Genomic DNA, 25417 nt, shown 5'->3' with positions numbered 1-25417 from the left:
AAGCGGGTCAGAGCGGGGGCGTGCTGGAGCCGCGTACGACGAGTGTCGTCGGCAGGACCCGGGGCGGCGGGGTGTCCGCACCGTTGATCATGGAGACCACCGCCTCCGCGGCGGCGGTGCCGAACCCCGCCTTGTCCTGGGCGACGGTCGTCAGGCCCGGCGGCACGAGCGCGGCCACCTCGATGTCGTCGAACCCCACCAGGGCGATGTCCTCGGGCACCTTCAGGCCGGCCTCGCCGATCGCGCGCAGCGCGCCGACGGCCATCTCGTCGCCCGCGACGAACACGGCGTCGGGCCGATCGTCGGCCTCCAGCAGGCGGCGCATCGCGGCGTGGCCGCCCGACAGGTAGAAGTCGCCCTCGACGACGAACTCGGGCCGGTGCGGCAGCCCCAGCCGGGACAGCTCGTCCTGGTAGCCCCGCAGGCGCTCGGCGCCCGGGCGCGTGTGCGCCGGGCCGGTGATCGTGGCGATGGCCCGCCGTCCCCGCTCGTGCAGGTGCTGTACGGCCAGGCGGGCGCCGCCCGCGTTGTCGGAGGTCACATAGGTGGCGCGGGAACCCTCGACGGGACGGTCGAGGCTGACGCAGGGGATGCCCGATTCGGACAGCCGCCGCAGTGAGGGATCCCAGGTGCCGCTGTCGATCATCACGACGCCGTCCAGGTTGTGCCTGCGCACGGCGCGCACGTAGGCGTCTTCCGCTCTCTCCCCGCCCGTGTCCCCGCTGGTGGCGAGCATGAGAAGGTGATATCCGCGCCCGCTGAGCGCCGTCTTCAGGCCGATGAGGATTTCCTGGAAGAACGGATGCCGCCAGCCGGGCCGGCGGTGGTCGGTGTCCCACACCAGGCCGACCATGAAGGACTTCTTGGTGGCCAGGGTGCGGGCCGACTCGTTGGGCTGATAGCCGATTTGGCGGGCCGTCCGCAGAACCTGCTCCCTGGTATTCGCGTTCACCACCTCGGGGTTGTTGAACACGCGGGAGACGGTCGCGGGAGACACGCCGCACAGGCGCGCCAGCTCTCTGATCGTTGCCACGGACCAAACGCTATCGCATCTCGCTGTAACCGGTTTCATGCAACCGGTTTCCCCAAAATAGGCAACCGCAGGAGAGCACGTCAACCAGTAAGCCGAATTTCCTCCCGTCACGTTTTCGTGACTTGACAACGTCCCGTCTTCTTATGTGTGATGGCGGACATCGGCTGGTGCTTTTTCGTTGCCACGGGCCCGGCCGCCATCGTGTCTCGCAGCCGCTTCCCTTTCTCCTGCGAGGGAGTTCAGGTGTCCGCTGCGGAACTCCGTCTGCCCGCGTATGTGCCCGCCGTACGGCTCGGCGGGTCCCGCGGCCTTCGGGGGAACGGTCCCATCGCCCGCACGGCATGCCGCCGTGCCCGGGCTGTTCACCGAAGCGGGCACGGAACCTGGAGCAAAGACGGAATGACGGCGACCGACGAACGCCTCGCCATGCCGCGGACCTTTCCCGCCGGCTTCGTGTGGGGCACGGCCACCGCGGCGTACCAGATAGAGGGGGCCGTCGACACCGACGGCCGGGGGCCCTCGATTTGGGACACCTTCTGCCGGGTGCCCGGCGCGGTGGCACGGGGCGAGTCGGGTGAGTTCGCCTGCGACCACTATCACCGCTGGCAAGAGGATGTCGATCTCATGAAAGACCTGGGGGCGGGGGCCTACCGATTCTCCGTTGCGTGGCCGCGGGTGCTGCCCGACGGCCGCGGACCGGTGAACCGGCGAGGGCTCGACTTCTACCGGCGGCTCGTCGACGCCCTGCGCGAGGGCGGAATCGAGCCGTACGTGACCCTCTACCACTGGGACCTGCCGCAGGCGCTGGAAGACCGCGGGGGCTGGCGGGTCCGCGACACCGCCGAGCGCTTCGCCGACTACGCCGAGGTGATGTACGACGCGCTCGGCGGCTCGGTCTCGAACTGGATCACGCTCAACGAGCCCTACTGCTCGTCCATCGTCGGCTACGGCGAGGGCCGGCACGCGCCGGGCGCCAAGGAGGGGCACGGCGCGCTGGCCGCGGCCCACCACCTGCTGCTCGGCCACGGCCTGGCCGTCGCGCGCCTGCGCGAGATGGCCAGGCCCGGTCAGCAGATCGGGGTGACGCTCAACATGTCGCCGACCGTCCCGGTGACCTCCTCGCCGGAGGACGTCCGGGCCGCGCGGCGGATGGATCTGCTGGTCAACCGGCAGTTCACCGAACCGCTGTTCGGCGGGGCCTACGCCGCCGACATGGGGGAGACGTTCGGCCGGATCACCGACTTCTCCTTCCGCAGGGACGGCGACCTGGACGTCATCGGCGCGCCGCTGGACTTCCTCGGGGTGAACTACTACTACCGGCTGCACGTGGAGGCCGCGCCGTACGAGGAGGCCGACCCTGCCCTGCGCTCGGCGTTCGACCTGGGCGTGCGCACGGTCACGCCGGAGGACGCGCGCACCAGCGGGCTGGGCTGGGTGGTGGAGCCCGAGGGGCTGTACGAGACCCTCGTCGGGCTGACCTCCCGCTATCCGGACCTGCCGCCCGTCTACATCACGGAGAACGGGTACGGCGACGACGGCGTGATCGAGGACAGCGGGCGCATCGACTACCTGCGCGACCACCTGACCGCGACCCGCGACGCGATGGAGGCCGGCGCGGACGTGCGGGGCTACTTCTGCTGGTCGCTGATGGACAACTTCGAGTGGGCGCGGGGCTACTCCGCCAGGTTCGGGCTGGTGCACGTGGACTACGACACCCAGGTGCGCACGCCGAAGGCCAGCTTCCACTGGATGCGCGACTTCATCACCGACCCGGTCGTCACCGCTCCTGTCACGACGGGCCCGGTCGACATCCTGGTCGCCGGCACCCCGGGGGGTGAGCGCCCGGCGGGGGACTGAGGGGGCCCGCCGTGCTACGGGGTTGACCGGCCGTGTCCTCGGCGCGTGCCGGTCAACTCCGCCTTTGACGCGCCGAATTCCGACTTATCGGATACCGTTGATCAAGGTACGAGCGCATCAGGGGCAGGGATGAACATGGAGCAGGGTCCCCCGGGAATCGACGTGACGATCCCCAGCGTCGCCCGGATCTACGACTACCTCCTCGGCGGCAAGGACAATTTCGCCGTGGACCGGGCGGCGGCCGAGAAGCTCATCGAGCTGACCCCGAACGCGCGGGAAGGCGTGCAGACCAACAGGCGCTTCCTCCGCCGGGCCGTGACCCTCATGGCCCGGGAGGGCATCCGCCAGTTTCTCGACATCGGCGCCGGGCTGCCGACGCAGGAGAACGTCCATCAGGTCGCGCTCCGCGAAGCCCCCGACGCGCGGGTGGTCTACGTCGACAACGACCCGATCGTGCTGGCCCACGGCCGGGCCCTGCTGGCCGACAACAGCCAGACGATCGTCGTGGACGGCGACCTGCGCGAGCCCGAGGCCATCCTCGGCGACCCCCGGATCACCGAGCACATCGACTTCGGCAAGCCGGTGGGCCTGCTCATGGTGGCCGTGCTGCACTTCGTCCCGGACACCGGGGACGCCGAGCGCATCGTCGCCACGCTGCGCGACCGGCTCGCCCCCGGAAGCGCGATGGCCATCAGCCACCTGTCGTACGGCGACCTCGACGAGGAGAAGATCCGCGAGGGACGCGAGCTGTACAAGAACACCTCCGCCGGGGCGGTCACCCCGCGGACCCACGCGGAACTGCTGCGGTTCTTCGACGGGTTCGACCTGGTGGAGCCGGGTCTGGTCGTGACAGAGGAGTGGCGGCCGGAGCCCGACGAGCCGAGGCTGCCGAGGATCCCGGGCGTGGACGGCTACGTCGGCGTCGGCCTGCTGCGCTGACCGGGCCCGGTGGGAAAGCGCGGTGAGAAAGCGCGGCGAGAGGGCCCGCTGAGAAAGCGCGGTGGGAGGGCCCGCCGCGGGCGGGCGGCGGGCCGGTCACCGGATCAGGCGGCCGCGATCCACAGGTCGGGGCCGAACACCTCGTAGTGGATGCCGGATGCGGGCACGCCCAGCTCGACCAGCTGCGCGCGCACGGCCCGCATGAACGGCAGCGGCCCGCACAGGCAGGCCACGACGTCCCCGGGCAGGTCGATCGCCGATAGGTCGGCCCGGCCCAGCGCGGTGACATGGCCGGCGACATGGCCGGCGGCGTGCGCCGCGTCGTCCACCTGGTCCAGCGGCAGGTCCTCGTACCACCGGTGAAGGGTGGCGCCGGGCAGGGCCGCGACCAGGTCCGCGAGCTCCTCGCGATGGACGTGCGCGTCCGGCGAGCGGTCGGCGTGCACGACCAGCACCCGTCGCTCCGACCCCGTGGCGGCCAGGTGGTCGAGCATCGACAGGATGGGGGTGACCCCGATCCCCGCCGAGGCGAGCAGCAGCGGGCCGTCGCCCTCGGGCAGGGTCAGGTCGCCGAAGGGCGCGGACACCGAGAGCACGTCACCGGCCCGGACATGCCCGTACAGCCAGTTGGAGACCTCGCCCTCGGGTGCTCCCTCGTCGCGCACCCGCTTGACCGTGATCCGCCAGTCGCCGCGCTGCGGGGCGTTCGACAGGCTGTACTGCCGGATCTGCCGCGCCCCGTCGGGCAGCGTCACCTGCACGCTGACGTACTGACCCGGCCGGAAGGGCATCGGCAGGTCCGGGCGCAGGAGGAAGGCGACCACGTCGGCCGTCTCGTCACGGCGCTCGATCACCGTGGCCCGCGTCCAGCCCCGGCCCGCCTCGCGGTAGAGGGCACGCTCCAGGCCGATCAGCGTCTCGGCCATGAGCCAGTAGACCTCGTCCCACGCCTGGGCGACCTCGGGCGTCACGGCGTCGCCCAGCACCTCGCCGATCGCGCCGAACAGGTACTTGTGCACCACGGCGTACTGCTCCTCGGTGACGCCGAGAGAGGCGTGCTTGTTGGCGATCCTGGAGAGCATCGTGCCGGGAAGCTCCCCAGGACGCTCCACCAGCACGGTCGCGAACGCGGCGATCGAGCCCGCGAGCGCGACGCGCTGCTCCCCGTTGGCCTGGTTGCCGCGGTTGAACAGGTCGCGCAGCAGCTCGGGGTTGTCGGCGAACATGGTGTCGTAGAAGCGGGCGGTGATGTCCTGGATCGCGCCCGCGATCACGGGCAGGGTCGCGCGGATGGTCGCGGCCGACTCCGGGGAGAGCATGAGATCCTCCAAATTGGTATCTAAGATGCAAATTTAACGCCATGAACCTGCTTGTTCTTCCCATTTGTGCAGGTCAGGAGAGGCTGAGCAGCACCGGCCTCGTCGACGAGGAGGTCAGTTGGTCCACCGTGATGGGATCGAGGGAGGCGTAGAAGGCCTGCTGCGCCGCGCGCAGCGCCCCGCGCAGGCTGCAGACGGCCCGCAGCGGACAGGGGATCTCCCCCTCGCAGGTGACGACCTCCTCCTCTCCCTCAAGCTCGCGGACCAACCAGCCGATCGAGGCCGTACGGCCGAACTCGGTCAGCTCCAGGCCGCCCCCGCGCCCCCGGCGGGCCTCCACGATGCCGAGGTGCTGCAGGCGGGCGATGGCCTTGGCGGTGTGGTTGTAGGGGATCGCCATCGCGTCGGCCACCTGGCGGGTGGTGAGTGACGCCCCCGGGTCCAGGACCGCCAGGCGCATGGTGACACGCAGGGCCAGGTCCGTGAACTTCGTCAACCGCACACCTCAGACGCTAGCAAATCGGCATGTAGCACTCCAATTTGGGGTGCTTCGTACGCAGGCTGAATGTCGGTGGCCGGTTCTAGGGTGAGACGACACGAGGTCCGCGACGAGAACGGGAATCCCATGACCACTCTTGCCGATCGCCCGAACACCGCGCTGCTGGTCGTCGACGTCCAGAACGGCGTGGTGGCCGGCGCCCCCCACCGCGACGCGGTGATCGCGAACATCGACACCCTGATCGGCAAGGCGCGCGCGGAGGACGTGCCGGTGATCTGGGTGCAGCACTCCGACGACCACGATCTCCAGCGGGGCAGCGAGAACTGGCAGTACGTGCCCGAGCTGGTCCGCGAGGACGCGGAGCCGCTCGTCCACAAGAGGTACGGCGACTCGTTCGAGGACACCGACCTGGAGGCGCTGCTCGCCGAGCGCGGGGTGGGCCGTCTCGTCGTCACGGGCGCCCAGACCGACGCGTGCATCCGCTCGACCCTCCACGGGGCGTTCGTCCGGGGATACGACGTGACGCTGGTCGGCGACGCACACACCACCGAGGACCTCACCGCCTACGGCGCGCCGTCCCCCGAGCAGGTGATCGCGCACACGAACCTCTACTGGCAGTGGCAGAGTGCCCCCGGCCGCCGCGGGGGGACCGTCGGCACGGCGGAGGTGACCTTCGCCGCCGACGCGGGCTGAGGTGCCGGCGCGACTGAGCTCCGGCGCGACTGAGTTCCGGCGCGACTGAGGTTCGGGTGCGGGCTCATGTTCCGGCGCGGGCTGGGGTTCCGGCGCGGCTGCGGGGGCATCACCGGGGTTGAGCGGGCCGCGGGGGACGGCGCCGCTCACCGCCGAACGTGAGCGTGGTGGACGTGACCGCAGCCGCCTGTCCCGAAGACCTCGTCCGGGCCGTCCGGGCGGTGGGCGTGCGCGACGAGCGCCTGCTCCGGGCCGTGCGCTCGACCCCGAGGGCCGGTTTCGTCCCCGCCGAACACGTCGCCCACGCGTACGAGGACGTGCCGATCCCCATCGCGCACGGGCAGGTGACCACCCAGCCGTCGCTGTCGGCCACGATGATCGAGGGACTCGGCCTGACCGGCCGGGAGCACGTGCTGGAGGTCGGCAGCGGTCTCGGCTACCAGACCGCGCTGCTCGCCCGCATGACCGCCGACGTGGTCAGCGTCGAGCTGTGGCCCGACCTGGTGCGCGGGGCGCGCCGAAACCTCGCCCGGCAGGGCATCCGCAACGTGGAGGTGCTCGTCGGCGACGGCGGCCGGGGGGTGCCCGAGCAGGCCCCCTACGACGCCGTCATCGTCTCGGCCGCCTTTCCCACGGTCCCCGCGCCGCTGGTGGAGCAGTTGCGGCTCGGCGGACGCCTGGTGCAGCCCATCGGCACGGGCGGCCGGGAGGAGGTCGTGCTGTTCGAGCGCACGGTCATCGGCCTCGAACCGCGCCAGGTTCTCATGCTGGCCCGCTTCGTCCGCCTCCACGGCCGCTACGGCTACCCCTCCTGACCGCCCGGAAGCCGCGCGCCGGGGATGCGGCCGGCCAGGGCGGCGTGGCGGTCCCTGAGCTCGCGCTTGAGGATCTTGCCGCTGGGGTTCTTCGGCAGCGCGTCCACGAACGCGACGGCCTTGGGCACCTTGAACGCGGCCAGCCGCGCCCGGACGTGGGCCCGCAGCTCCTCCTCGGTGACGGTCGTGCCCGGCCTGGTCACCACGATCGCGACGACCGCCTCGATCCAGCTCGGGTGGCGGACCCCGACGACGGCCACCTCCGCGACCGCCGGATGCTCGTAGACCACCTCCTCGACCTCGCGGCTGGCGACGTTCTCCCCGCCGGTCTTGATCATGTCCTTGATCCGGTCGACGACCGTGAGGTAGCCCTCCTCGTCCATCACCCCGAGGTCACCCGAGTGGAACCAGCCGCCGCGGAAGGCCTCGGCGGTCTTCCCGGGGTCGTCCAGGTAGCCGAGGATCGCGTGCGGGCTGCGGTGCACGATCTCCCCGATCTCGCCGGGAGGGACGTCGTTCCCGTCGGCGTCCACGACCCGCGTCTCGACGTTCAGCGCGGCCTGGCCGGCCGAGCCCGCCTTGCGGATCTGGTCCTCCGGCTGGAGCATCACCGCGACCGGCGCCATCTCGGTCTGGCCGTAGAAGTTCCACAGGCGCACGTCCGGCAGCCGCTCGCCGATCTCCCGCAGCACCTCGACCGGCATGATCGCCGCGCCGTAGTAGCCCTTGCGCAGTGAGGACAGATCGCGCCGGCCGAAGTCCGGGTGGCGCAGCAGCGAGATCCACACCGTGGGCGGCGCGAAGAACTTGGTCACGCGGTGGCGCTCGATCGCCTCCAGCACGGTGGCCGGGTCGGCCCCGGGAAGGATGTGGCTGGAGGCGCCGAGCTGGATGTCCGGCACCAGGAAGCAGTGCTGCTGGGCGCAGTGGAACAGGGGCATCGCGTGCAGTTCGACGTCGTCGCGGGTCATGCCGCCGTCGATGACGCAGCTCGCGTACTGGGCGATCAGCGCGGCGTGCGACAGCACGGCGCCCTTCGGGCGAGACTCCGTGCCCGAGGTGTAAAGGATCTGCGCGGGGTCGTCGGGCCCGATCGGCACGACCGGCTCGGCCGCGTCCTCCACCAGCAACGCGTCGAACGGCTCCCAGCCCTCCTCGGGCGCCGTGCCGTACACCATGCGCAGCCGCAGTCCGGCGGCCTGCTTGGCCGCGTCCCGCGCCACCGGCAGCAGCGCGTCCTGCGCGATCAGCGCGACCGCGCCGGAGTGGGACAGGACGTAGGCGATCTCGGCGGCGCCGAGCATGAAGTTGACCGGCACGAGGACGGCCCCGGCGCGGGCCACGCCGAAGATGGTCCGCACGTAGTCCACGCTGTTGCGCGAGAGCACGGCCACGCGGTCCCCGGGACGCACGCCCCGGGCGGTCAGCGCGCCCGCCACCCGCGTGACGTCCTCGTCGAGCTCCGCGTAGGTGCGAACCTGCGCGGCGTCCGCGACGGCCAGCCGGGCGGGATGCCGCCGGGCGGAGCGCCGGAGCAGGTCCGCGAGCGACTGGCGGCGGGCGAGGGCGACATCCGGCGAGGCGGGGGACATGAGCGGCTCCAGCACCTGAACAGAGGAAACTTCTGGATCAGACTAGTGAGAACCGATCGCCTTGGGGAGAGGGCCGCACCGCGCCTCACGAAGCCGCCGGGGGTCGTGGTAGTCCTGTCCTCGTGCCGATCACAGACGAGGAACTGGCCCTGACGGCGGCCCAGGCCGGAGCAGCCGTCGTACGCGCCATGTGGGGGACATCGCTGACCCGCGTGGCCAAGTCCCCGGACGACTTCCGCCGTCACGGCGGCGGCCTGCGCCGCCCCCTTCGCCGGTGAGGCGTTCTGGACGGACGGCGCTCACGCGTACGTCCGCCGCGAGGCCGGGGACGAGCGGCTCAGGCCGTCGGCCGAGTCGCGACTGGTGGACGTCAACCTCGATCCGCCGTTCCCGAACGCGCCGGCCTTCCGGGCCACCGGGCTCCTCGCCGACCCGGGTTTCGCCGAGCGCTTCCGCCCGCGGGTCGTCTCCACCACCCTGGCGGTGGCGTGGGTCGCCGCCGGCCGGCGCGCCGCGTACGTCACCGACGGCCACCTGCGTGACAGCGTGCACTTCGCGAGCGGGATCGCGCTGTGCCAGGCCGCCGGTTGCGTGGTGACCGGCGTCCACGGGGAGCCGCTGCACACCGGCGCGGGCGGGCTCGTCGTGGCGGCCGACCGGGAGACGCACCGCGCGCTGCTGGAGATCATCGCCCGCGGCGACCGGTGAGGTCGGGCGGCCGCCGGCGGAGCGGCCGCGGTGGTCAGATGCTCTCGGGCTCGCCCTCGTCCACCTGGTAGGTCGTCTCCCAGGAGGCGCCGCAGTGGCAACTGCTCCGCTCCAGCAGCTGGCCGTCCTCGGTGACGGCGTAACCGTCGTTGAGTCGGACGTGGACGTGCACGCTCATGGGAGTCGCCTTCGTGGTCGTCGGCTGTTCGGGGCCCTGGGGCCGAACCCCGAGGCTTATGACGTGTTATATACCAATTTGGGTGATTTTTGACTAGAAAGTCAATGTGAGGCGTGGTGGATTTTGTCAAGCAGCGCCGCCGCCGCGGCGCCCCCGGGCGCTCCGCTCACCGCCACGGTCTCCCACATCGGAACGGGGTCGGCGAGTTCCAGGAAGCGCACGCGAGCGGTCTTCGCGGAGAACGACCGGGGCACCAGGGCGACGCCGAGGCCGTTCCCCACGAGATCGAGCAGGGAGTGGACGTCGGTGACCTCCAGGGCCACATGGCGGTCGACGCCGGCGGCGGCGAGCGCCTCGTCGGCCCGCGTCCGGGTGCCCCAGTCGGGCGGGAAGTCCACGAACCGCTCGCCCCGCAGCGCCTTCAGCCCCACCTTCCCGGGCGTGGCCAGCGGGTGCCCCGGCGCGCAGGCCAGCACGAGCGGCTCGGCCGCGAGGGGGGTCACCACGACGTCGTCGGGCTCGTGCGCCGGACGGGACACCAGGGCGAGGTCGAGGCGGCCCTCGCGCACCTGCTCGATCAGCTCGCCCGAGCCACCGTGGCGCAGCCGGATGTCGAGGCCGGGATGGGACTCCACGAACCCGGCGAGCACGGCCGGCAGGTTCACCGCGTGCAGGCACTGCAGCGAGCCGATGGACAGCGATCCGCGCAGCAGGCCCTGGACGGCGGCCACGGCGTCACGGGCCGCGTCGCTCGCGGCGAGCGCCCGCCTGGCCTCCACCAGCAGCGCCCGGCCCTCGGGTGTGAGCCGCACCTGCCGGGTGTTGCGCCGGAACAGGTCGGCGCCCAGCTCCCGTTCGAGCGCCCGGATGGACGCCGACAGGCCGGACTGCGCGATGCGCAGACGATCAGCCGCTCGTGTGAAATGGCTCTCCTCGGCGACCGCCACGAAGTACCTGAGCTGCCGCAACTCCACCGCTTATCACCCACGCTGCTCAATGCGATCGGAATCTTCTGTTGGACGGCTTAATGCCGAATCCGCAGGATAGGACACAGAACTCTGATCTGTGTCACTTCGAAGGGGGATCTTCTTATGCGGACTCGCCGCATCGGCGACGTGCAGGTCGGCGCGATCGGTCTCGGGGGCATGCCGATGTCCATCGAGGGGCGGCCCGACGAGCAGCGCTCCATCGCGACCATCCACGCGGCCCTGGACGCCGGGGTGACGCTCATCGACACTGCCGACGCCTACCACCTCCACGCGAACGAGGTGGGCCACAACGAGACGCTGATCGCCAAGGCGCTGGCGAGCTACGACGGCGACACCTCGGACGTGCTGGTCGCCACCAAGGGCGGCCACCTGCGTCCGGGTGACGGCTCGTGGACGCTCAACGGCTCGCCGGACTACATCAAGCAGGCGTGCGACGCCTCGCTCAAGCGGCTGGGCGTCGACGCGATCGGCCTCTACCAGTTCCACCGGCCCGACCCGCGGGTGCCGTACGCGGACTCGGTCGGGGCGATCCGCGACCTGCTGGACGCGGGCAAGATCCGCTACGCCGGCATCTCGAACGCGAACCCCGAGCAGATCCGCCAGGCCAACGACATCCTCGGCGGCCGTCTGGTCAGCGTGCAGAACCAGTTCTCCCCGTCCTTCCGCTCCAGCGAGCCGGAGCTGGAGCTGTGCGCGGAGATGGGCATCGCGTTCCTGCCTTGGAGCCCGCTCGGCGGCATCTCCCAGGCGGGCGAGCTGGGCTCGCGCTTCGCGCCGTTCGCGGAGGTGGCGCGGGCCCACGACGTGAGCCCGCAGCAGGTGTGCCTGGCCTGGATGCTGGCCAAGGCACCGGTGGTGATCCCGATCCCCGGCTCGTCGCGGCCGGAGACGATCCTCGACTCGGTGAAGGCGGTGGACCTGGAGCTGTCGCCCGAGGAGCTGGGCCGGCTCGACGCGGCGGGCTGAGGATCGGCGCGCCCGTCCGGATCAGCTCACTCGTCCGCCCATTGACGGTGCCGGGCCGCCGCGGCCAGCGCGGCGGCCCGCGCCGTCTCGGTCGGCGTGAACGGCAGGTCCGGCCGCCGCGCCACCAGCACGCCGCCGCCGGGCACGGGGATGATCATCACGGTCGGCCCTTCCCCGGGAGCGGGCTCGCCCGGTCCCGGTCTGCCGATGTCCGCCGTGCGCAGCAACTCGGTCATGGCCGCGACCAGCTCGCCCGGGTCGTCGCGTACGCGCCGGCCCAGCAGCAGGGCCTGGATGCCGGGGTCGATGAGGTCCCTGACCTGGGCGGGAACGATGACGGCGTCCGCCCCGCCGGCCCGGTCGACCGCGCGCCACAGGTCGAGGGGCGTCAGGGAGGCCGGGGCCTCGACGATGAACTCGTCCAGGGCGTCGCCGCCTTCCGGCAGCGTCGACGCGCTCCCGGCGGGCGCGATCTGCAGGGCGAGGATGTTGCAGCGCAGCCGGGCGAACGCCCCGGCGAGCGCGGCGAGGCGGCCGGGGCGCTCGGCGACCCTGGCGCGCACCCGCCACAGGCTCGTGGGCTGCTCCGCCCTGACCCGCAGGCGTGGCCGTACGGCTCCCGGCGCCGACAGCCGCCGGTGCACGGCCGAGCCGAGGATCAGCGCCAGGCCGAGGCCGACGAGGACCACCGGGCCGGGGTCCCGGTGGCCGAGCAGGGTGGTCAGCACGTGGGCGAGGCCGACGGCGAGGAAGAGCGCGGCAAGCTCCGCGACCTCCCGCCGCCAGGATCGCCGGTGATGCGGGTGCCGGGGATGCGGGCCGGGAGACGCGTGACCGCCCCCGTCGGCGGCATTTCTCGGTTCGCTCATACCCCGGAAGTCTGACCAGGCGTTGTTACGCGGTCACCGTCTGTGGAGTGTCGCCCGCATTAATCCGCTTTCACACGCCCGCCTTCCTCGCCGCCAGATCATCAGGGTGCCGGTCAGCCCGTCCTGATCCACAGGCAGAACGGGTGTCCCGCCGGATCGAGGTAGACCCGCACGTCGTCCTGCGGCTGGTGGCCGGCGAGGGTCGCGCCCGCTTCGACGGCGTGGGCCCCGGCCGTGCCGAGGTCGTCCACCTCGATGTCCAGATGGAGCATCATCTGCTGCTCCCCGGACGCCGCGGGCCACACGGGCCGCTCGTACCGCTTCTCGGTCTGGAACGACAGGCCGGTCCCGCCGCCGGGCGGGCGCAGCGTCACCCATCCGGGCTCGTCGTCGCCGATCGGCCAGCCCAGCAGCCGCTGGTAGAAGAGCGCCAGCTCGCGTGCGTCGGGTGCGTCGAGCACCGCCGCCGTCAGGGTCATGCGTGGTGTCATGCGTCCTCCTGAGGTCGTCGTCATGGCGCTGCCCTGTTGCCCGCGGGTGAATCTCGGGGGATGATCTTCGTCGTACGGCATCGTGGGAGCGATCCCACCGAGGAGGGGCGACGTATGGACGACTTCGGATACGCACCGGCGGGCATCGATCCCGCCGTCCCCAGCGTCGCCCGGATGTACGACTACTACCTGGGCGGCAAGGACAACTTCCCGTCCGACCGCGAGGCCGCGGAGAAGATGCTCGCCATCGGCCGCCAGATGGGCAACGACGGGCGGGAGATCGCCCGGGAGAACCGCGGCTTCCTCGGCCGCGCCGTGCGGCAGCTGGCCGAGTCGGGCGTCACCCAGTTCATCGACATCGGCGCCGGGCTGCCCACCCAGGAGAACGTCCACCAGGTCGCGCAGCGGCACGCCCCGGGCTCGCGCGTCGTGTACGTGGACAACGACCCGGTCGTCCTCGTCCACGCGCGGGCGCTGCTGGCCGACAACCCGGACACGATCGTCATGAGCGGCGACCTGCGCGACCCCGGCGCCATCTTCGACGACCCGGAGGTGCGGGCCCACATCGACTTCACCCGGCCGTTCGCCGTGCTCCTGGTCTCGGTGCTGCACTTCGTGACCGAGGACGAGACCGCCGCCCGCACCGTGGCGGAGATCCGGGAACGGCTGGTCCCGGGCGGCCACCTGGTGCTGTCGCACATCTACAAGGGCGACATCCAGGAGGAGGTCGTCGAGGCGAGTAAGCAGGTCTACTCGGCGACCTCGTCCGGCGGGCTTGCGGGCCGGTCCCTGGCGCGGATCGCGTCCTTTTTCGACGGGCTGGAGATCCTGGAGCCCGGCCTGGTCCCCGTTCAGGCGTGGCGGCCCGACGTCCCGTGGGAGGTGCCGGCGGACCCGGGCGACTCCGGCATCCTGGGGGCCGTCGCCCGCAAGCCCTGACCGGGCCGGGCCCGTCGCCGGCGCGGGTGGTCAGGCGCTGACGGCCTTCTTGTAGAGGCGCGTCGCCAGCGGGATGAACACGACCAGGATGACGGCGATCCAGAGCAGCGACGCGGGAACGGCGTGCTGCAGGGGCCAGGCGTCCGCGGTCTTCATCGCGGCGCTGGTGTTGCCGAAGAGCTCACGCGCGGCCTGGGTGATGGTCGAGACGGGGTTCCACTCGGCGACGACGCGGAGCGGCGCAGGCAGATCGGAGCTGTCGAGGAAGGCGTTGGAGACGAACATTAGTGGAAAGGAGAGCGTGGTGGCGATGTTGTTGAAGCTCTCCGGGGTGCGCAGCGCCAGCGCGACGGTCGCGGTGAACCAGGAGAACGCGTAGGCGAACAGCAGCAGCAGCCCGAAGCCGAGGACGGCCTCGTGCGGCGCGGTGTGCACCCGCCAGCCGACGATCAGTCCCATCACCGCCATGACGACCAGGCTGGCGAGGTTCATCAGCAGGTCGCTGACGGTCTGGCCGATCAGCACCCCGGACGGGGCCATGGGCAGCGAGCGGAACCGGTCGAAGATCCCCTTCTGCAGGTCCAGGGTCAGTGTGTAGCCCGTGACCTGCGCGCTCACGAGCACGGCCTGGACGAAGATGCCGGGGAGCAGGAACTCCCGATAGGACATCCCCGGGACGTCGATGACGCTGCCGAAGACGTAGGCGAACATCAGCACGAACACGATCGGAAACATGATCGCGGAGCCGAGCAGGTCGGGCGAGCGCCTGATCTTCCGGGTGTTGCGCCTGGCGATGGTCCAGCCGTCGGCGATGGGCATGGTGAGCGCGTTCATCGGGTGGCCTCCCGGGCCTGGGGGTCGGTGCCGGACGCCTGGTGCCCGGTCAGGGTGAGGTAGACGTCGTCGAGGGTGGGCCGCCGCAGGCCGGCGTCGCGCACCCGCACTCCGGCGTCGGCGAGCAGGCCGAGGACCTGGCGCAGCGACTCGGGACCGTCGGTGACCGCGACGGTGATCTGGAGCGATTCCGGCACGGTCCGCACGGCGCCGGCGGCGAACCGGGCGAGGGCCTGCCGGGCGGTCTCCAACTCGGCGGCGTCGGTCACGGTCAGCTCGATGCGGCTGCCGCCGACCTGGTCCTTGAGCTCGTCGGCGGTGCCGCGGGCGATGGCGCGGCCGTGGTCGACCACCATGATCTGGTCGGCGAGGTGGTCGGCCTCCTCCATGTACTGGGTGGTGAGCAGCAGCGTGCTGCCCGCCGCGACGAGCTCCGAGATGGTGTCCCACAACGCGGCACGGGCGCGGGGGTCCAGCCCCGTGGTGGGCTCGTCCAGGAACAGCACCGGCGGGTCGGCGACCAGGGCGCCGGCGAGGTCGACGCGGCGGCGCATGCCGCCGGAGTAGCCCTTCACCGGGCGGTTGGCCGCGTCGGTGAGGTCGAAGCGTTCGAGCAGCTCGCGGGCGCGGGCCTTGCTGCGCTTCGCGCCCAGGTGGTAAAGCCGCCCGATCATCTCCAGGTTCTCGGCGCCGGTCAGGTGCTCGTCGACGGCGGCGTACTGGCCGGACAGTCCGATGGACGAGCGCAGCCGCCGGGCGTCGCCGACGACGTCGTAGCCGGCGACGGTGGCGCGGCCGCCGTCGGGACGCAGCAGGGTGGTCAGGACCCGCACCGTCGTGGTCTTGCCGGCGCCGTTCGGGCCGAGCAGGGCGAGCACCGTCCCTCGCGGGACGGTGAAGCTCAGCCCGTCGAGAGCGGTCACCTCGCCGTATCTCTTGACCAGTCCTTCGGCCGTGATCGCGTCGCTCATAGGGGGTCTCCTCAATCGTGTTCGGAGGTCAGGACCGGTGGATGTCGACGTCGCCCCAGTTGGTGTTCACGTGCACCTCGACGACCCTGTCGGTGGTCTCGGGGCCTTCCGCGGCGTCGAGGGTGTTGCGCACCACGCCGTTCTTGGAGTGCAGGTCCAGCCACGCGGCCGTGCCCTCGGTGATGCCGACGCCGACCTTGCCGTAGCCGGTCTCGAGGCGCATGGCGCCGCTCACCGCCGCGTGCACCCGGATCCCGCCGTGCGCGGTCCTGGCGGTGAGGCCGGCCTGCGCGCGGTCGACGATGATGTCACCGTGGGCGGTCTTCAGCTGCAGGTCACCGGCCGCTTCGCCGAGGGTGATGGCGCCGGTGGAGGTTCTCAGCGCGCCGGGGCCGTCGATGGTTCCGATCCGGATCGTCCCGGTGGAGGTGGTCACCTCTGCGGGGCCGATCACCCGGTCGACGGAGATGTCGCCGTACGACGCCTTGATCTCCAGGGGGCCGGTCTCCTCCAGGCGCAGGTCGCCGTACGAGCTCTGCAGGACGGTCTGGCCGAGCGGGCCGGTGGCGATGAGCTCCGCGGCGCCCTGGAGCTCGACGCGGGAGCCGGCGGGCAGTTCGACGGTCACCTCGATGGAGCCGCGCCAGGGCAGCAGGTATCGCAGGGCCTTGGGCTTGGGGTCCTTGATCAGCAGCCGTCCGGCGGAGAACTCGACGATGATCCGCTCGGCGGCCTGCACGCTCGCCTCGCTGGACGGGGTGCTGGGGCGCACCTCCACCACGGTGTCGGCGCGGTCGCTCGCGTGCACGCGGACCTGGCCCATGTAGATCTGGATGTCGGCGATGATCGGCTCGGGGGTGTCGAAAGCAGGCATGGCGGAGCCCTCCTCACGGGTCCGGTGGAACATCCCGGCCTCGGGGCCGGGCGAAGAGTGGTGGCGGGTGACGAGGCCGGGCGCCGCTAGCGCACCCAGCCGGTGTAGCTGCGCCCGCTGCGGGGCTGCTGCGGCCGGTCGGCGGGACCACTACCGGCGCCCGGCTCGAACGCGGCGGAGACGGCGCGGACCAGCCAGGCGTTGACCGAGATCGCCTGCCGGGCGGCCGCCTCCTCCACCCGCACCTTGAGGTGCTCGGGCAGCCGCAGGGTGACCCGCGCGGTGCCGCCCTCCTCGCCGGACGACAGACCGGCGGGCGGGACGGCCTCCGGTGCTCCGGGCGGTGCTGCCGGCGGCGCGGGTTCCGTCCCGCCGGTCGTGCCCTCCGGCGACGGGCCCGGCTGCGGTGGCGTCACCACGAACGCCGGGTCGCCGCCGCGCAGCCGCACGTCGACCGATCCCGGTGCGAGATCACGGGTGATCTCGTCCGCCGCCGCCGACAGCGCCTCCAGCAGGGTGAGCCTGGTCGCCGATTCGAGGGCGCTCGTGAGGCGTTCGGCAAGCGCGCGGGCGTCGGGCCCGCCCGCCTCGGCGGCGACGGCGAGCTGACGGCGGAGGTTCTCGACGTACGGCATCAGATCCATGGCTCAACTATGACGCCACTCTGACGTCACGTCAATCGTGAATGACGTCATTGTGCATCCCGGTGATGTCATGGCAATGTCACGGCTCGGGTGACAGCGGCAGGAAACGGCGCGGGACGACGCCGCTCTCAGGCACCGGCCGGCTCGTCTACCGGCCCGGCTCGTGCGGGGATCAGCGCAGGGCGCGGGTGAGCACGTCGAGGGTGATCTCGATGATGTCGTCCGGGTCCGCGTCCGCCGAGGGCTCCGGGTCGTGTGCCGCCGCGTCGGGCATGAGGCGGCGGGCTCCCGCCCGCACCACGCCCCACGCCAGCTCGGCCCTCAGCGCCGGATGGTCGGCCCCGGCCTCGCGCAGCGCGTCGGCGAGCGGTGCGATCAGCTCGCCGTGCAGCTCGTCCACCCGGACGCGGCACTCGCCCGGCAGCCCGATCGCCTGCAGCGCCGGGATCAGCGCGTAGTCGGGGCTGCCGACGAAGTCGAGCGCGGCCCTGCCGTACGCGCGGATCCTGGCGGGGAGCGAGGCGTCCGGGCCGGCGGGGGCGATGGCGGCGCGCAGGCGGGCCGACCAGCGGGGAAAGGCGTCCTCCACGAGCTGCGCCAGGATGTCGGCGGTGGAGGAGAAGTAGCGGTAGACGCTGGAGCGGGCCAGGCCGATCCGGGCGCCGACGGCCGCGGGAGTGAGCCCGTGCACGCCCTCGGCGGCCAGGATCTCCCGCGCCGCCTCCAGCAGGGCGGCGTGCTGGTTGGCCCGGTGGTCCGCGACGGTCGCCGCGCTGATCCTCGGCATTACCCCCTCCAGGGTCGCTATGTGTCCAGGTCGCGGCCTCCAGTATCCGGCCCGCCCGCCGTGGCCCGCTCCGGCGACTCGTCCTTCGCGACAGGGGTGCGGGGGAGCAGGAGGGTGACGCCGACCCCGGCCAGCAGCGTCAGCGCCGTGATGAACGTGACCCTGCGGGTCGCCTCGGAGGCGGCGTCGACCGCCACCGCGCGGATCACGGGGTCGCGGAGCGCGGGGATGGCGGCGCCGGCACTCTCCTCGACCGCGCGCGCCGCACTCGTGCGCACCTGCTCGGGCCGGTCGGCGAGCCCGCGCTCGACGGCCGAGCCGAGCCCCGACACCAGCACCCCGCCGAGGACGGCGACTCCCAGCGCCGCGCCGAGCTGGCGGACCGTGCTCTGGAGCGCGGACGCGCCGCCGGACAGCCGCGCGGGCACGTCGGCCATGAGGACGCCGGTGAGCTGTGCGGTGGCGAAGCCGATGCCCGCGCCGTAGAGGAGCAGCCACGGCACGGGCCGCCAGGCGCCCATGTCCGGAGACAGGGACAGGCCGATCCCGGCCGCGCCGACGGCCTCCACGGCGAGGCCGATCCGCACGATGGTCCGCGGCGACCACTTCTTCGACAGCGGGGGGACCAGTCCGCCCGCGAGAAAGGTGCCGAGGGCCAGCGCGGCGATGACGAGGCCGGCCCGGAAGGCGGTGTAGCCGAGCGCGGACTGCAGGAAGAGCGGCAGCACGAGGATCATGCCGAACTCGCCGAGCGCTACGATCACCGCCGCCATCGCGCCGTAGCGGAAACTCGGCAGCTCGAACAGCGTCAGGTCGACGAGCACGGGCAGGCCGGCGCGCTCGCGCCGCCGTTCGCGCACGACGAGGGCGACCAGCGCGAGGATGCCGATGCCGAAGGCGAACGGCACGGGGGAGACGCTCTCGAACCGCAGGCCGAACAGGTCCGCGGTCCGCCGCGGCTCGAACCAGCCGTACTTCTGGCCCTCGATCAGCGCGAAGACGACGCCGGTCGTGCCGAGCACGGCGAGGACGAGCCCGGCCAGGTCGCCGCCCGTCGCGTGGCCGTCCCGCGACTCGGGCACCCGCAACGATCCGAGCAGGAGCAGCGCGCCGATGGGCAGGTTGATCCAGAACGCGGCCCGCCAGCCGTGCTCGGTGACGAGCCAGCCCCCCGCCAGCGGGCCGGCGGCGGCCATGCCGCCGATGATGGAGCCCCAGACCGCGAAGGCGATCACCCGCTGACGTCCCACGTAGACGCGGTTGATGATCGCGAGGGTCATCGGCACGGCCATCGCCGCCCCCACGCCCTGCACGGCTCGTACGCCGATGAGCATGGGCCCGTTCACCGACGTCGCCGCCAGCACGCTCGCCAGCAGGAAGACCGCGACCCCCAGGGCGAACAGGCGCCGCCTGCCGTACCGGTCGCCGGCCCGGCCGAACGGGATGAGCAGCGCGGCGAACATCAGCGAGTAGATCGAGTTGACCCACTCCACGTCGGTGGCGCCGAGGCCCAGGTCGGAGATGATCGCGGGCACCGCCACGTTCACGATCGTGGCGTCGATGACGACCATCGACACGCCCGTGGCGAGCACGACGAGGGGGACCCAGCTCTGGCGCGAGGTTGGCGACGACATGTCGCGAACTATAGCAACACGATGTCGCCAACCTGCTCACGAAGTGGCGCGGCGGGCGCGGGCGCGGCGCTTGCCCTCGTGCATGGCCTGGACGCGGGCGACCGGGATCGTGTGGCCCTCCTCGATCAGGTCGCGGGGGAGCCGCTGGGGTTCCGGCATGAGCGCGGCCCAGGGGTCGCCGTCCCGCAGCAGCTCCGCGGCCGTGTGGACGGTGAAGTCGCCGGGGGCGACCCGCTCCAGGTCGTCCCAGGCCACCGGGAACGACACGGGAACGCCGGGCCGTACGCGCGGGCTGTAGGCCGCCACCACGGTCGCCCCGCCCGACCGGGTCGAGTCGATGAAGACCCTGTCCCCGCGGTCCTCCCGGATGAACGCCGTCGTGGCGAGGGCGGGATCGAGGCGCTCGGCGCGCACGCCGAGGGCGCGGGTGGCCGCGGCGACGTCCACCGTGGTGTGCGCCTCCAGCGGCACGAACACGTGCAGGCCCTTGGCGCCGCTGGTCTTCACCGCGCCCGACAGACCGGCGTCGGCCAGCGCCCGGCCGATCAGGCGCGCGGCGGCGACGGCCTGCGGGAAGGCCTCGGCCGACGGCGGGTCGATGTCGAGGACGAGATGGGTGGGGCGGTCCCAGTCGCCGGCGTGGACGAGGGCGGGGTGATACTCCACCGCCCTCTGGTTGGCGAGCCACAGCAGGGTGCGCCGGTCGTCGCACAGGGCGTACGACACGCGCCGCTGCGACGACTCGGCCCAGACGGTGACCGTCCGCACGAAGTCCGGGGCGTAGGAGGGCACGTTCTTCTGCATGAACGGCGCCTGGCCCTGCCGCACCCGGACCACCGACAGCGGCCGCTCGCGCAGCACCGGGATGACGCGGTCGCGGACCGCGTCCAGGTAGTCGACCAGGTCGCGTTTGGTCGCGCCCGCGCCGTCGAACAGCGGCTGGTCGAGGTTGGTCAGCGTGACTCCGTCGCGCACCTCATCGCTGGTCATCCGATCACCATGCCCCCGCTCGGGCCCGGGAATCAACCGTCCAGCGGGGCCAGGTAGCCGCGCAGCACCTTCTTCAGTTCGCGCACTTCGGCCTCCCGCTCCTCCTCGGCTGCCGCGACCACGACCGGCGTCATCGCCTGGAAGATCTGCACGAGCACGCGCGCGCTGCGGGTCCGCTCCGACGAGGACAGGCGGGGAGCCCGTACGGTGAGGATCGCCTCGACCCGGCCGAGCAGCGCCGACTGGATCGGCCCGGCCGCCGTCGCGAGGCCCGGCGGCATGTCCGGGCGGGCGAACAGCGCCTTAAACCCCGGGTTGGCGACGTTGAACGCCACCAGGGGATCGACGACCCGGTCGATCAGGTCGTCCAGGTCCCTGGCGGCGAGGTCGGCCGGGGCGAACGCCTCCCCGTGCGCGTCGCGCATCTGGGCGGTGAACCGGTCGGCGAGCGCCTGCGCGACGGCCTCCTTGCTGCGGAAGAACTGGTAGAGCGAGCCGGGGGAGATCCCGGCCGCCGCCGCGATGGCGTTCGTGGTCGTCTTCTCGTAGCCCTGCTCGGCGAACACCGCCGCCGCCGCGTCGAGGATCTCGCTCATCCGTCGCTCGCCGCGCGCCTGCCGCCGCCGGGGCCGCGCCTCCTCGCTCTCCATGGCACCCCTCATTGCGAATACGAGTTGTTGCTCGTATTCTCACCTAAAACACGAATGATCGCTCGTAAAACTATCAGGGGGAGCTCGTGCCGGCCGGAATCGTCGTACGCAGAGCGGGGTGGGTCGTCGTGGTGAGCGCGTTGATCACGCTCGTCGCCGGGGTCGTCGGCGCCGGGACCATCGGCGCGCTGTCCCTCAACAGGTTCGAGGCGCCGGGCTCGGAGTCGGCGCGGGCGCGCGACGACCTCGCCCGGCTGTTCCGCACCGGCAGCCCCAACGTGGCGTTGCTGGTCACCGCCCGCCAAGGGACGGTCGACAGCGGCCCCGTCGAGGCCGCCGGGCGGGCGCTGACCCGGGAGCTCGCGGCCTATCCCGGCGTCGGCGACGCCTGGTCGTACTGGACGAGAGACGCGCCTGCGACGCTGCGCTCCGGCGACGGGCGGCAGGCCATGGTGCTCGCCTGGGTGCCCGGCGACGCCGACAGGGTGCGCCGTGCCGTGCTGCCGGCCCTGACCCCGCGCTTCACCCGGAGCGACGCCGTGATCGACGTCCGGGCCGGGGGCTCGGACGAGGTCTTCCGCGCCGTCATGGAACAGGCCCGGCAGGACTTCGTCCGGGCCGAGCTTGTCGTACTGCCGATGGTCCTGCTGCTGCTGTGGCTGGTGTACCGGCGGCTCGCGGCGGCCCTGGTCACCCTCGGCGTCGGGATCTTCGCCGTGGCCGGGTCGCTGGCGCTGCTGCGCGGCGTCGTGCTCCTTACCGAGGTCTCGACGTTCGCCTCGAACATCGCCCTGGTCATGGGCGTCGGGCTCGGGGTCGACTACGGGCTGTTCGTGATCTTCCGGTTCCGCGAGGAGCTGCGGCGCGGCCTGCCGGTGCCCGAGGCGGTGACGCGGACCGTCCGCACCGCTGGGCGCACGGTGCTGTTCAGTGGGGTCACCGTCGCCGCCTCGCTGTCGGTGCTGTTCGCCTTCCCCTTCCCGTTCCTGCGCTCCTTCGCGTACGCGGGGGTCGCGGTCGTGGTCGCCGCGGTGATCGGTGCGACCGGCGTGCTCCCGGCCGCGCTGGTCCTGCTGGGTCACGCAGTCGCCCGTGCCGGCTCCGCCCGGGTCGAGCGCCGCGGGTTCTGGCACGGTCTAGCCCTGCGCGTCGTGCGCCGTCCGCTGGCGTTCGGCGGGGCGGCGCTGGCGGTCGTGCTGCTGCTCGGGTCGCCCTTCCTCGGCGTCCGCTTCGGGCTGCCCGACGACCGGGTGCTGCCGTCCTCGGCGCCTGTGCGGCAGATGTACGACCAGGTCAGGGCGGGCTTCTCACAGGAGGAGGCCGACGCGGTCCACGTGGTCGCGCCGGAGGGGAACGCCGCCCAGGCGGGGCCGTACGCCGCCGCGCTGTCGCGGGTCGAGGGGGTGGTGCGGGTGGACTCGGCCGCCGGGTCCTACGCGGCCGGCCGGCCGGTCCCGGGGCCCGCGGATACGCGTTTCGCCGCCGCGCGCGGCACCTGGCTGTCGGTGGTGGCGGCGAGCGACCGTCTCGACGCCGACGCGTCCGGGCTGGTGCGCCGGGTGCGGGCCGTCCCGGCGCCCTTCGCGGTGGAGGTGGGCGGCTACCCCGCGGAGCTGACCGACTACCGGGACGGCGTGACCGCGCGCCTGCCGCTGATCGGCCTGCTGATCGTGCTGGTCACGTTCGCGGTGCTCTTCGTCATGACCGGCAGCGTCGTGGCGCCGCTGAAGGCGTCGGCGCTCAACCTGCTGAGCCTGTCGGTGATGTTCGGTGCGCTGGTGTTCGTCTTCCAGGACGGCCATCTGTCCGAGCTGCTCGGCTTCACGCCGACCGGGTCCATCGAGCCGAGCATCCCCATCCTGATGTTCTGCGTGGCCTACGGGCTGTCGATGGACTACGAGGTCTTCCTGCTCGCGCGCATCAAAGAGGAGTGGGACCAGACGGGCGACGCCGTGGCGTCCGTGCCCGCGGGCATCGCCCGCAGCGCGCCGCTGGTCACCGCGGCCGCCGCCATCCTGGCCGCCTCGTTCGCGGCGTACGCCACGGGACGGGTGGTGTTCCTGCAGCAGCTCGGCGTCGGCATGGCGCTCACGGTCGCCGTCGACGCGACGCTGATCCGCGGCGTGCTCGTGCCGGCGCTGATGCGGCTGGCGGGTCCGGCCAACTGGTGGGCCCCGGCGCGGCTGCGCCGCCTGCATAGGCGGCTTGGTGTCTCTAGATGTGAGACATAATTGCTCAAATATCGAGACGTGTGGAAGGGTGTCCACATGGCACAAGAAACGGCCGTGTACACCCACGGCTTTCACGAGTCCGTCCTGCGCTCCCACCGCTGGCGCACGGCCGCCAACTCCGCGGCGTACCTGCTGGGCGCGCTGAAGCCCCACATGCGGATCCTGGACGTCGGCTGCGGCCCCGGCACCATCACCGCGGACCTGGCCGAACTGGTGCCGCAGGGCGAGGTGATCGGCCTCGACACCGGGCCCGGCATCCTGGAGCAGGCCCGCCGCGAGGCGGAGCGGCGCGGACTGGGCAACGTGAGCTTCACGACCGGCGACGTGCACGCGCTCGACTACCCCGACGCCTCCTTCTGCGTGGTGCACGCCCACCAGGTGCTGCAGCACGTCGGCGACCCGGTGGCCGCGCTGCGCGAGATGCGTCGGGTGACCAAGCCGCGCGGGATCGTCGCGGTGCGCGACTCCGACTACGCCGGCTTCGTCTGGTATCCGCAGATTCCGGCCCTGGACGACTGGCTGGACCTCTACCGCCGGGTGGCCCGCGCCAACGGCGGCGATCCCGACGCCGGGCGCCGCCTGCGCGCCTGGGCCAGGGAGGCCGGATTCAGCGACATCACCTCGTCGTCGTCCACCTGGTGCTACGCCACCCCGGAGGAACGGGACTGGTGGGGCGGGCTGTGGGCCGACCGCACGGTCCAGTCCTCCTACGCGGACCGTGCGGTCGAGGGCGGCCACGCCACGCGGGACGACCTGCGGCGGATCGCCGACGGCTGGCGGGAGTGGGCCGCGAGCGAGGACGCCTGGTTCAGCGTCCTGCACGGCGAGATCCTCTGCCGCGTGACCTGAGCGGTGCACCCGGGGGGACGCCCCCCGGACCCCGGTCCGGCCGCGCCATGCTTGCCTCCGGCGCCTACGGGGGACGGTGCCAGTGGGTGCTTGAGGGGGGGCGGCGATGAGGTTGCGGATCGTGGCAGGGACGGCCAACCGCCCGCTCGCCGCCGCCGTCGCGGCCGCGCTGGACCAGGAGCCGTCCGTCCCGGTGGTCGAGCGGTTCCCGGACGGCGAGTCGCGGCCGGTCGTCACCGGTGTCAGAGGCGCGGATGTCTATATGGTCCAGCCCACCGGGCCGTCCGTCGACGAGCACGTCATGGGGGCGCTGCTGCTCGCCGACGCCTGCCGGCGGGGCGGCGCGGCCCGGCTGACGGCGGTCGTGCCCTACGTGGGATACGCCCGGCAGGACCGGCGCCGCCGCGAAGGGGAGGCGATCGGGCTGCGGGTGGTGGTGGCCGCGCTCGCCTCGGCCGGGGTCGAGCGCCTGATCGCGGTCGACCCGCACACGGCCGCGCTGGAGGCGGTGTGTCCGATGCCGGTGGAGACGCTGACGGCGGTGCCCGCCCTCGCCCGCACCGCCGGGCGCGGCCTGCCGGAGGAGGCGGTGGTGGTCGCGCCCGACCTCGGCGCGATCAAGCTCGCCCGCCACTACGCCCGCCTGCTGGCGCGGCCCGTCGCGCTGGTGCGCAAGACGCGGCTGACCGGGGCGGACGTGCGGGCCGAGCAGGTCTTCGGCGACGTCACCGGCCGCCCCGCGCTGGTCGTCGACGACATGATCAGCACGGGCGCGACGATCGAGGCGGCCGTCGAGGCCCTGCTCGCACAGGGAGCGGTGCCGCCGTTCGCCGTCGCCGCGACGCACGGCCTGTTCGCCGGGGACGCGTGGGATCGACTGCGCCGTGCGGAGATCCGGGGCCTGATCCGGGGCCTGGTCGTCACCGACACCCTGCCGCAGGACGAGACGGCCCTGCCGTCGCTGGAGGTGTGCCCGGTCGCCCCGCTGCTGGCCGAGGCGATCGGCCGCCTCCACCGGGACGAGGGTATGGACGACCTGCTGTCCGGCGCCTGACGCCGCCCGGTG

Annotated in this window: 26 protein-coding genes and 1 pseudogene; 11 read left to right on the top strand and 16 right to left on the bottom strand. The window is 72.5% G+C overall.

Going from position 1 to position 25417, the window contains the following annotated elements:
- Window positions 1–7: 7 nt before the first annotated feature.
- Window positions 8–1033: a LacI family DNA-binding transcriptional regulator gene (locus BXA11_RS15700; RefSeq protein ID WP_204053970.1), complete on the bottom strand. Its 1026-nt coding sequence runs from the start codon at window positions 1031–1033 to the stop codon at window positions 8–10.
- A gap of 399 nt (window positions 1034–1432) precedes the next feature.
- Between BXA11_RS15700 and BXA11_RS15695 the strand changes: the two genes are divergently transcribed.
- Window positions 1433–2890, top strand: coding sequence for a GH1 family beta-glucosidase (locus BXA11_RS15695; RefSeq protein ID WP_143734289.1), 1458 nt, complete (start codon window positions 1433–1435; stop codon window positions 2888–2890).
- A gap of 135 nt (window positions 2891–3025) precedes the next feature.
- The gene (locus tag BXA11_RS15690) at window positions 3026–3829 is read left to right on the top strand and encodes an SAM-dependent methyltransferase (protein ID WP_076435219.1); all 804 of its coding nucleotides are present in this window, start codon (window positions 3026–3028) and stop codon (window positions 3827–3829) included.
- Window positions 3830–3933: 104 nt separating this feature from the next.
- Here the strand turns inward: BXA11_RS15690 and BXA11_RS15685 are convergent, their stop codons facing one another.
- Together BXA11_RS15685 and BXA11_RS15680 are read right to left on the bottom strand one after the other, a co-directional pair.
- Complete coding sequence (locus BXA11_RS15685) at window positions 3934–5148, bottom strand: globin domain-containing protein (protein ID WP_076435135.1); 1215 nt, start codon at window positions 5146–5148, stop codon at window positions 3934–3936.
- Window positions 5149–5221: 73 nt separating this feature from the next.
- Complete coding sequence (locus BXA11_RS15680; RefSeq protein ID WP_030511769.1) at window positions 5222–5650, bottom strand: RrF2 family transcriptional regulator; 429 nt, start codon at window positions 5648–5650, stop codon at window positions 5222–5224.
- Window positions 5651–5773: 123 nt separating this feature from the next.
- Here BXA11_RS15680 and BXA11_RS15675 point away from each other — a divergent pair, with 123 nt between their 5' ends.
- Both BXA11_RS15675 and BXA11_RS15670 read left to right on the top strand, forming a co-directional pair.
- Window positions 5774–6340 (top strand): cysteine hydrolase family protein, encoded by a 567-nt coding sequence (locus tag BXA11_RS15675; protein ID WP_076435133.1) that lies wholly within the window; start codon window positions 5774–5776, stop codon window positions 6338–6340.
- Between the two features lie 167 nt (window positions 6341–6507).
- Window positions 6508–7155 carry a protein-L-isoaspartate(D-aspartate) O-methyltransferase gene (locus tag BXA11_RS15670; RefSeq protein ID WP_239105235.1) on the top strand — a complete coding sequence of 216 codons (648 nt, stop codon included), beginning with the start codon at window positions 6508–6510 and terminating at the stop codon, window positions 7153–7155.
- Here the strand turns inward: BXA11_RS15670 and BXA11_RS15665 are convergent.
- Window positions 7143–8762, bottom strand: coding sequence for a fatty acyl-CoA synthetase (locus BXA11_RS15665; protein ID WP_425293412.1), 1620 nt, complete (start codon window positions 8760–8762; stop codon window positions 7143–7145). The genes BXA11_RS15670 and BXA11_RS15665 overlap by 13 nt on opposite strands.
- Window positions 8763–8869: 107 nt before the next feature.
- Between BXA11_RS15665 and BXA11_RS43910 the strand changes: the two genes are divergently transcribed.
- Both BXA11_RS43910 and BXA11_RS15660 read left to right on the top strand, forming a co-directional pair.
- The gene (locus BXA11_RS43910) at window positions 8870–9025 is read left to right on the top strand and encodes a hypothetical protein (RefSeq protein ID WP_204053971.1); all 156 of its coding nucleotides are present in this window, start codon (window positions 8870–8872) and stop codon (window positions 9023–9025) included.
- Between the two features lie 28 nt (window positions 9026–9053).
- Window positions 9054–9455, top strand: a pseudogene (locus tag BXA11_RS15660) (inositol monophosphatase family protein); the annotation flags it as partial.
- 34 nt (window positions 9456–9489) lie between these two features.
- Here BXA11_RS15660 and BXA11_RS43660 read toward each other — a convergent pair.
- Window positions 9490–9633 carry a hypothetical protein gene (locus BXA11_RS43660; protein WP_167769261.1) on the bottom strand — a complete coding sequence of 48 codons (144 nt, stop codon included), beginning with the start codon at window positions 9631–9633 and terminating at the stop codon, window positions 9490–9492.
- 101 nt (window positions 9634–9734) lie between these two features.
- Entirely contained in the window at window positions 9735–10607 is an 873-nt protein-coding gene (locus BXA11_RS15655; RefSeq protein WP_030511774.1) for a LysR family transcriptional regulator, read from the bottom strand.
- Window positions 10608–10724: 117 nt separating this feature from the next.
- Here BXA11_RS15655 and BXA11_RS15650 point away from each other — a divergent pair, with 117 nt between their 5' ends.
- Complete coding sequence (locus tag BXA11_RS15650) at window positions 10725–11588, top strand: aldo/keto reductase (protein ID WP_076435129.1); 864 nt, start codon at window positions 10725–10727, stop codon at window positions 11586–11588.
- Window positions 11589–11614: 26 nt separating this feature from the next.
- Here the strand turns inward: BXA11_RS15650 and BXA11_RS15645 are convergent, their stop codons facing one another.
- Together BXA11_RS15645 and BXA11_RS15640 are read right to left on the bottom strand one after the other, a co-directional pair.
- Window positions 11615–12457 (bottom strand): ACT domain-containing protein, encoded by an 843-nt coding sequence (locus BXA11_RS15645; RefSeq protein WP_076435128.1) that lies wholly within the window; start codon window positions 12455–12457, stop codon window positions 11615–11617.
- A gap of 113 nt (window positions 12458–12570) precedes the next feature.
- On the bottom strand, window positions 12571–12948 hold the full coding sequence (locus tag BXA11_RS15640; RefSeq protein WP_083744267.1) for a VOC family protein: 378 nt from the start codon (window positions 12946–12948) through the stop codon (window positions 12571–12573).
- Between the two features lie 114 nt (window positions 12949–13062).
- Here BXA11_RS15640 and BXA11_RS15635 point away from each other — a divergent pair, with 114 nt between their 5' ends.
- Window positions 13063–13887, top strand: a complete 825-nt coding sequence (locus BXA11_RS15635; protein WP_076435124.1) for an SAM-dependent methyltransferase — start codon at window positions 13063–13065, stop codon at window positions 13885–13887.
- A 30-nt stretch (window positions 13888–13917) separates the two neighbouring features.
- Here the strand turns inward: BXA11_RS15635 and BXA11_RS15630 are convergent, their stop codons facing one another.
- The 8 genes from BXA11_RS15630 to BXA11_RS15595 form a co-directional block, all read right to left on the bottom strand.
- The gene (locus tag BXA11_RS15630) at window positions 13918–14721 is read right to left on the bottom strand and encodes an ABC transporter permease (protein ID WP_076435122.1); all 804 of its coding nucleotides are present in this window, start codon (window positions 14719–14721) and stop codon (window positions 13918–13920) included.
- Window positions 14718–15692: an ATP-binding cassette domain-containing protein gene (locus tag BXA11_RS15625; RefSeq protein WP_076435120.1), complete on the bottom strand. Its 975-nt coding sequence runs from the start codon at window positions 15690–15692 to the stop codon at window positions 14718–14720. Before BXA11_RS15625 ends, BXA11_RS15630 begins: the two co-directional genes overlap by 4 nt.
- 28 nt (window positions 15693–15720) lie before the next feature.
- On the bottom strand, window positions 15721–16566 hold the full coding sequence (locus BXA11_RS15620) for a DUF4097 family beta strand repeat-containing protein (RefSeq protein WP_076435216.1): 846 nt from the start codon (window positions 16564–16566) through the stop codon (window positions 15721–15723).
- A gap of 86 nt (window positions 16567–16652) precedes the next feature.
- Complete coding sequence (locus BXA11_RS15615) at window positions 16653–17210, bottom strand: toxin-antitoxin system HicB family antitoxin (RefSeq protein ID WP_076435118.1); 558 nt, start codon at window positions 17208–17210, stop codon at window positions 16653–16655.
- Window positions 17211–17382: 172 nt separating this feature from the next.
- Window positions 17383–17997, bottom strand: a complete 615-nt coding sequence (locus tag BXA11_RS15610; protein ID WP_076435116.1) for a TetR/AcrR family transcriptional regulator — start codon at window positions 17995–17997, stop codon at window positions 17383–17385.
- 17 nt (window positions 17998–18014) lie between these two features.
- A complete protein-coding gene (locus BXA11_RS15605) occupies window positions 18015–19631 on the bottom strand; it encodes an MFS transporter (RefSeq protein WP_076435114.1) in 1617 nt (538 codons plus the stop codon).
- A 36-nt stretch (window positions 19632–19667) separates the two neighbouring features.
- On the bottom strand, window positions 19668–20621 hold the full coding sequence (locus BXA11_RS15600; RefSeq protein ID WP_076435112.1) for a DNA polymerase domain-containing protein: 954 nt from the start codon (window positions 20619–20621) through the stop codon (window positions 19668–19670).
- A 32-nt stretch (window positions 20622–20653) separates the two neighbouring features.
- A complete protein-coding gene (locus BXA11_RS15595) occupies window positions 20654–21271 on the bottom strand; it encodes a TetR/AcrR family transcriptional regulator (protein ID WP_204053972.1) in 618 nt (205 codons plus the stop codon).
- An 86-nt stretch (window positions 21272–21357) separates the two neighbouring features.
- On the opposite strand from BXA11_RS15595, the gene BXA11_RS15590 reads away from it, so the two are divergent.
- The 3 genes from BXA11_RS15590 (at window position 21358) to BXA11_RS15580 (ending at window position 25405) form a co-directional block, all read left to right on the top strand.
- A complete protein-coding gene (locus tag BXA11_RS15590) occupies window positions 21358–23502 on the top strand; it encodes an MMPL family transporter (RefSeq protein ID WP_076435108.1) in 2145 nt (714 codons plus the stop codon).
- 36 nt (window positions 23503–23538) lie between these two features.
- Window positions 23539–24351, top strand: coding sequence for a methyltransferase domain-containing protein (locus BXA11_RS15585; protein WP_076435106.1), 813 nt, complete (start codon window positions 23539–23541; stop codon window positions 24349–24351).
- A gap of 106 nt (window positions 24352–24457) precedes the next feature.
- Window positions 24458–25405: a ribose-phosphate diphosphokinase gene (locus BXA11_RS15580; protein WP_076435104.1), complete on the top strand. Its 948-nt coding sequence runs from the start codon at window positions 24458–24460 to the stop codon at window positions 25403–25405.
- Window positions 25406–25417: the final 12 nt, after the last annotated feature.

Source organism: Microbispora rosea, from assembly GCF_900156315.1.
GTDB classification, from domain to species: Bacteria; Actinomycetota; Actinomycetes; order Streptosporangiales; family Streptosporangiaceae; genus Microbispora; species Microbispora rosea.
The sequence above is the reverse complement of the archived record's forward strand: the minus strand, read 5'-3'. Positions and strand labels throughout refer to the sequence as shown.

Excerpts from the sequence above, each read along its gene's own strand:
- BXA11_RS15650 (WP_076435129.1), top strand. The coding sequence starts at position 10,725 with ATGCGGACTCGCCGCATCGGCGACGTGCAGGTCGGCGCGATCGGTCTC.
- BXA11_RS15635 (WP_076435124.1), top strand. The coding sequence starts at position 13,063 with ATGGACGACTTCGGATACGCACCGGCGGGCATCGATCCCGCCGTCCCC.
- BXA11_RS15605 (WP_076435114.1), bottom strand. The coding sequence starts at position 19,631 with ATGTCGTCGCCAACCTCGCGCCAGAGCTGGGTCCCCCTCGTCGTGCTC.
- BXA11_RS15585 (WP_076435106.1), top strand. The coding sequence starts at position 23,539 with ATGGCACAAGAAACGGCCGTGTACACCCACGGCTTTCACGAGTCCGTC.
- BXA11_RS15610 (WP_076435116.1), bottom strand. The coding sequence starts at position 17,997 with ATGCCGAGGATCAGCGCGGCGACCGTCGCGGACCACCGGGCCAACCAG.
- BXA11_RS15620 (WP_076435216.1), bottom strand. The coding sequence starts at position 16,566 with ATGCCTGCTTTCGACACCCCCGAGCCGATCATCGCCGACATCCAGATC.
- BXA11_RS15675 (WP_076435133.1), top strand. The coding sequence starts at position 5,774 with ATGACCACTCTTGCCGATCGCCCGAACACCGCGCTGCTGGTCGTCGAC.
- BXA11_RS15645 (WP_076435128.1), bottom strand. The coding sequence starts at position 12,457 with ATGAGCGAACCGAGAAATGCCGCCGACGGGGGCGGTCACGCGTCTCCC.
- BXA11_RS43660 (WP_167769261.1), bottom strand. The coding sequence starts at position 9,633 with ATGAGCGTGCACGTCCACGTCCGACTCAACGACGGTTACGCCGTCACC.
- BXA11_RS15695 (WP_143734289.1), top strand. The coding sequence starts at position 1,433 with ATGACGGCGACCGACGAACGCCTCGCCATGCCGCGGACCTTTCCCGCC.
- BXA11_RS15580 (WP_076435104.1), top strand. The coding sequence starts at position 24,458 with ATGAGGTTGCGGATCGTGGCAGGGACGGCCAACCGCCCGCTCGCCGCC.
- BXA11_RS15690 (WP_076435219.1), top strand. The coding sequence starts at position 3,026 with ATGGAGCAGGGTCCCCCGGGAATCGACGTGACGATCCCCAGCGTCGCC.
- BXA11_RS15640 (WP_083744267.1), bottom strand. The coding sequence starts at position 12,948 with ATGACACCACGCATGACCCTGACGGCGGCGGTGCTCGACGCACCCGAC.
- BXA11_RS15595 (WP_204053972.1), bottom strand. The coding sequence starts at position 21,271 with ATGGAGAGCGAGGAGGCGCGGCCCCGGCGGCGGCAGGCGCGCGGCGAG.
- BXA11_RS15615 (WP_076435118.1), bottom strand. The coding sequence starts at position 17,210 with ATGGATCTGATGCCGTACGTCGAGAACCTCCGCCGTCAGCTCGCCGTC.
- BXA11_RS15630 (WP_076435122.1), bottom strand. The coding sequence starts at position 14,721 with ATGAACGCGCTCACCATGCCCATCGCCGACGGCTGGACCATCGCCAGG.
- BXA11_RS15600 (WP_076435112.1), bottom strand. The coding sequence starts at position 20,621 with ATGACCAGCGATGAGGTGCGCGACGGAGTCACGCTGACCAACCTCGAC.
- BXA11_RS15685 (WP_076435135.1), bottom strand. The coding sequence starts at position 5,148 with ATGCTCTCCCCGGAGTCGGCCGCGACCATCCGCGCGACCCTGCCCGTG.
- BXA11_RS15625 (WP_076435120.1), bottom strand. The coding sequence starts at position 15,692 with ATGAGCGACGCGATCACGGCCGAAGGACTGGTCAAGAGATACGGCGAG.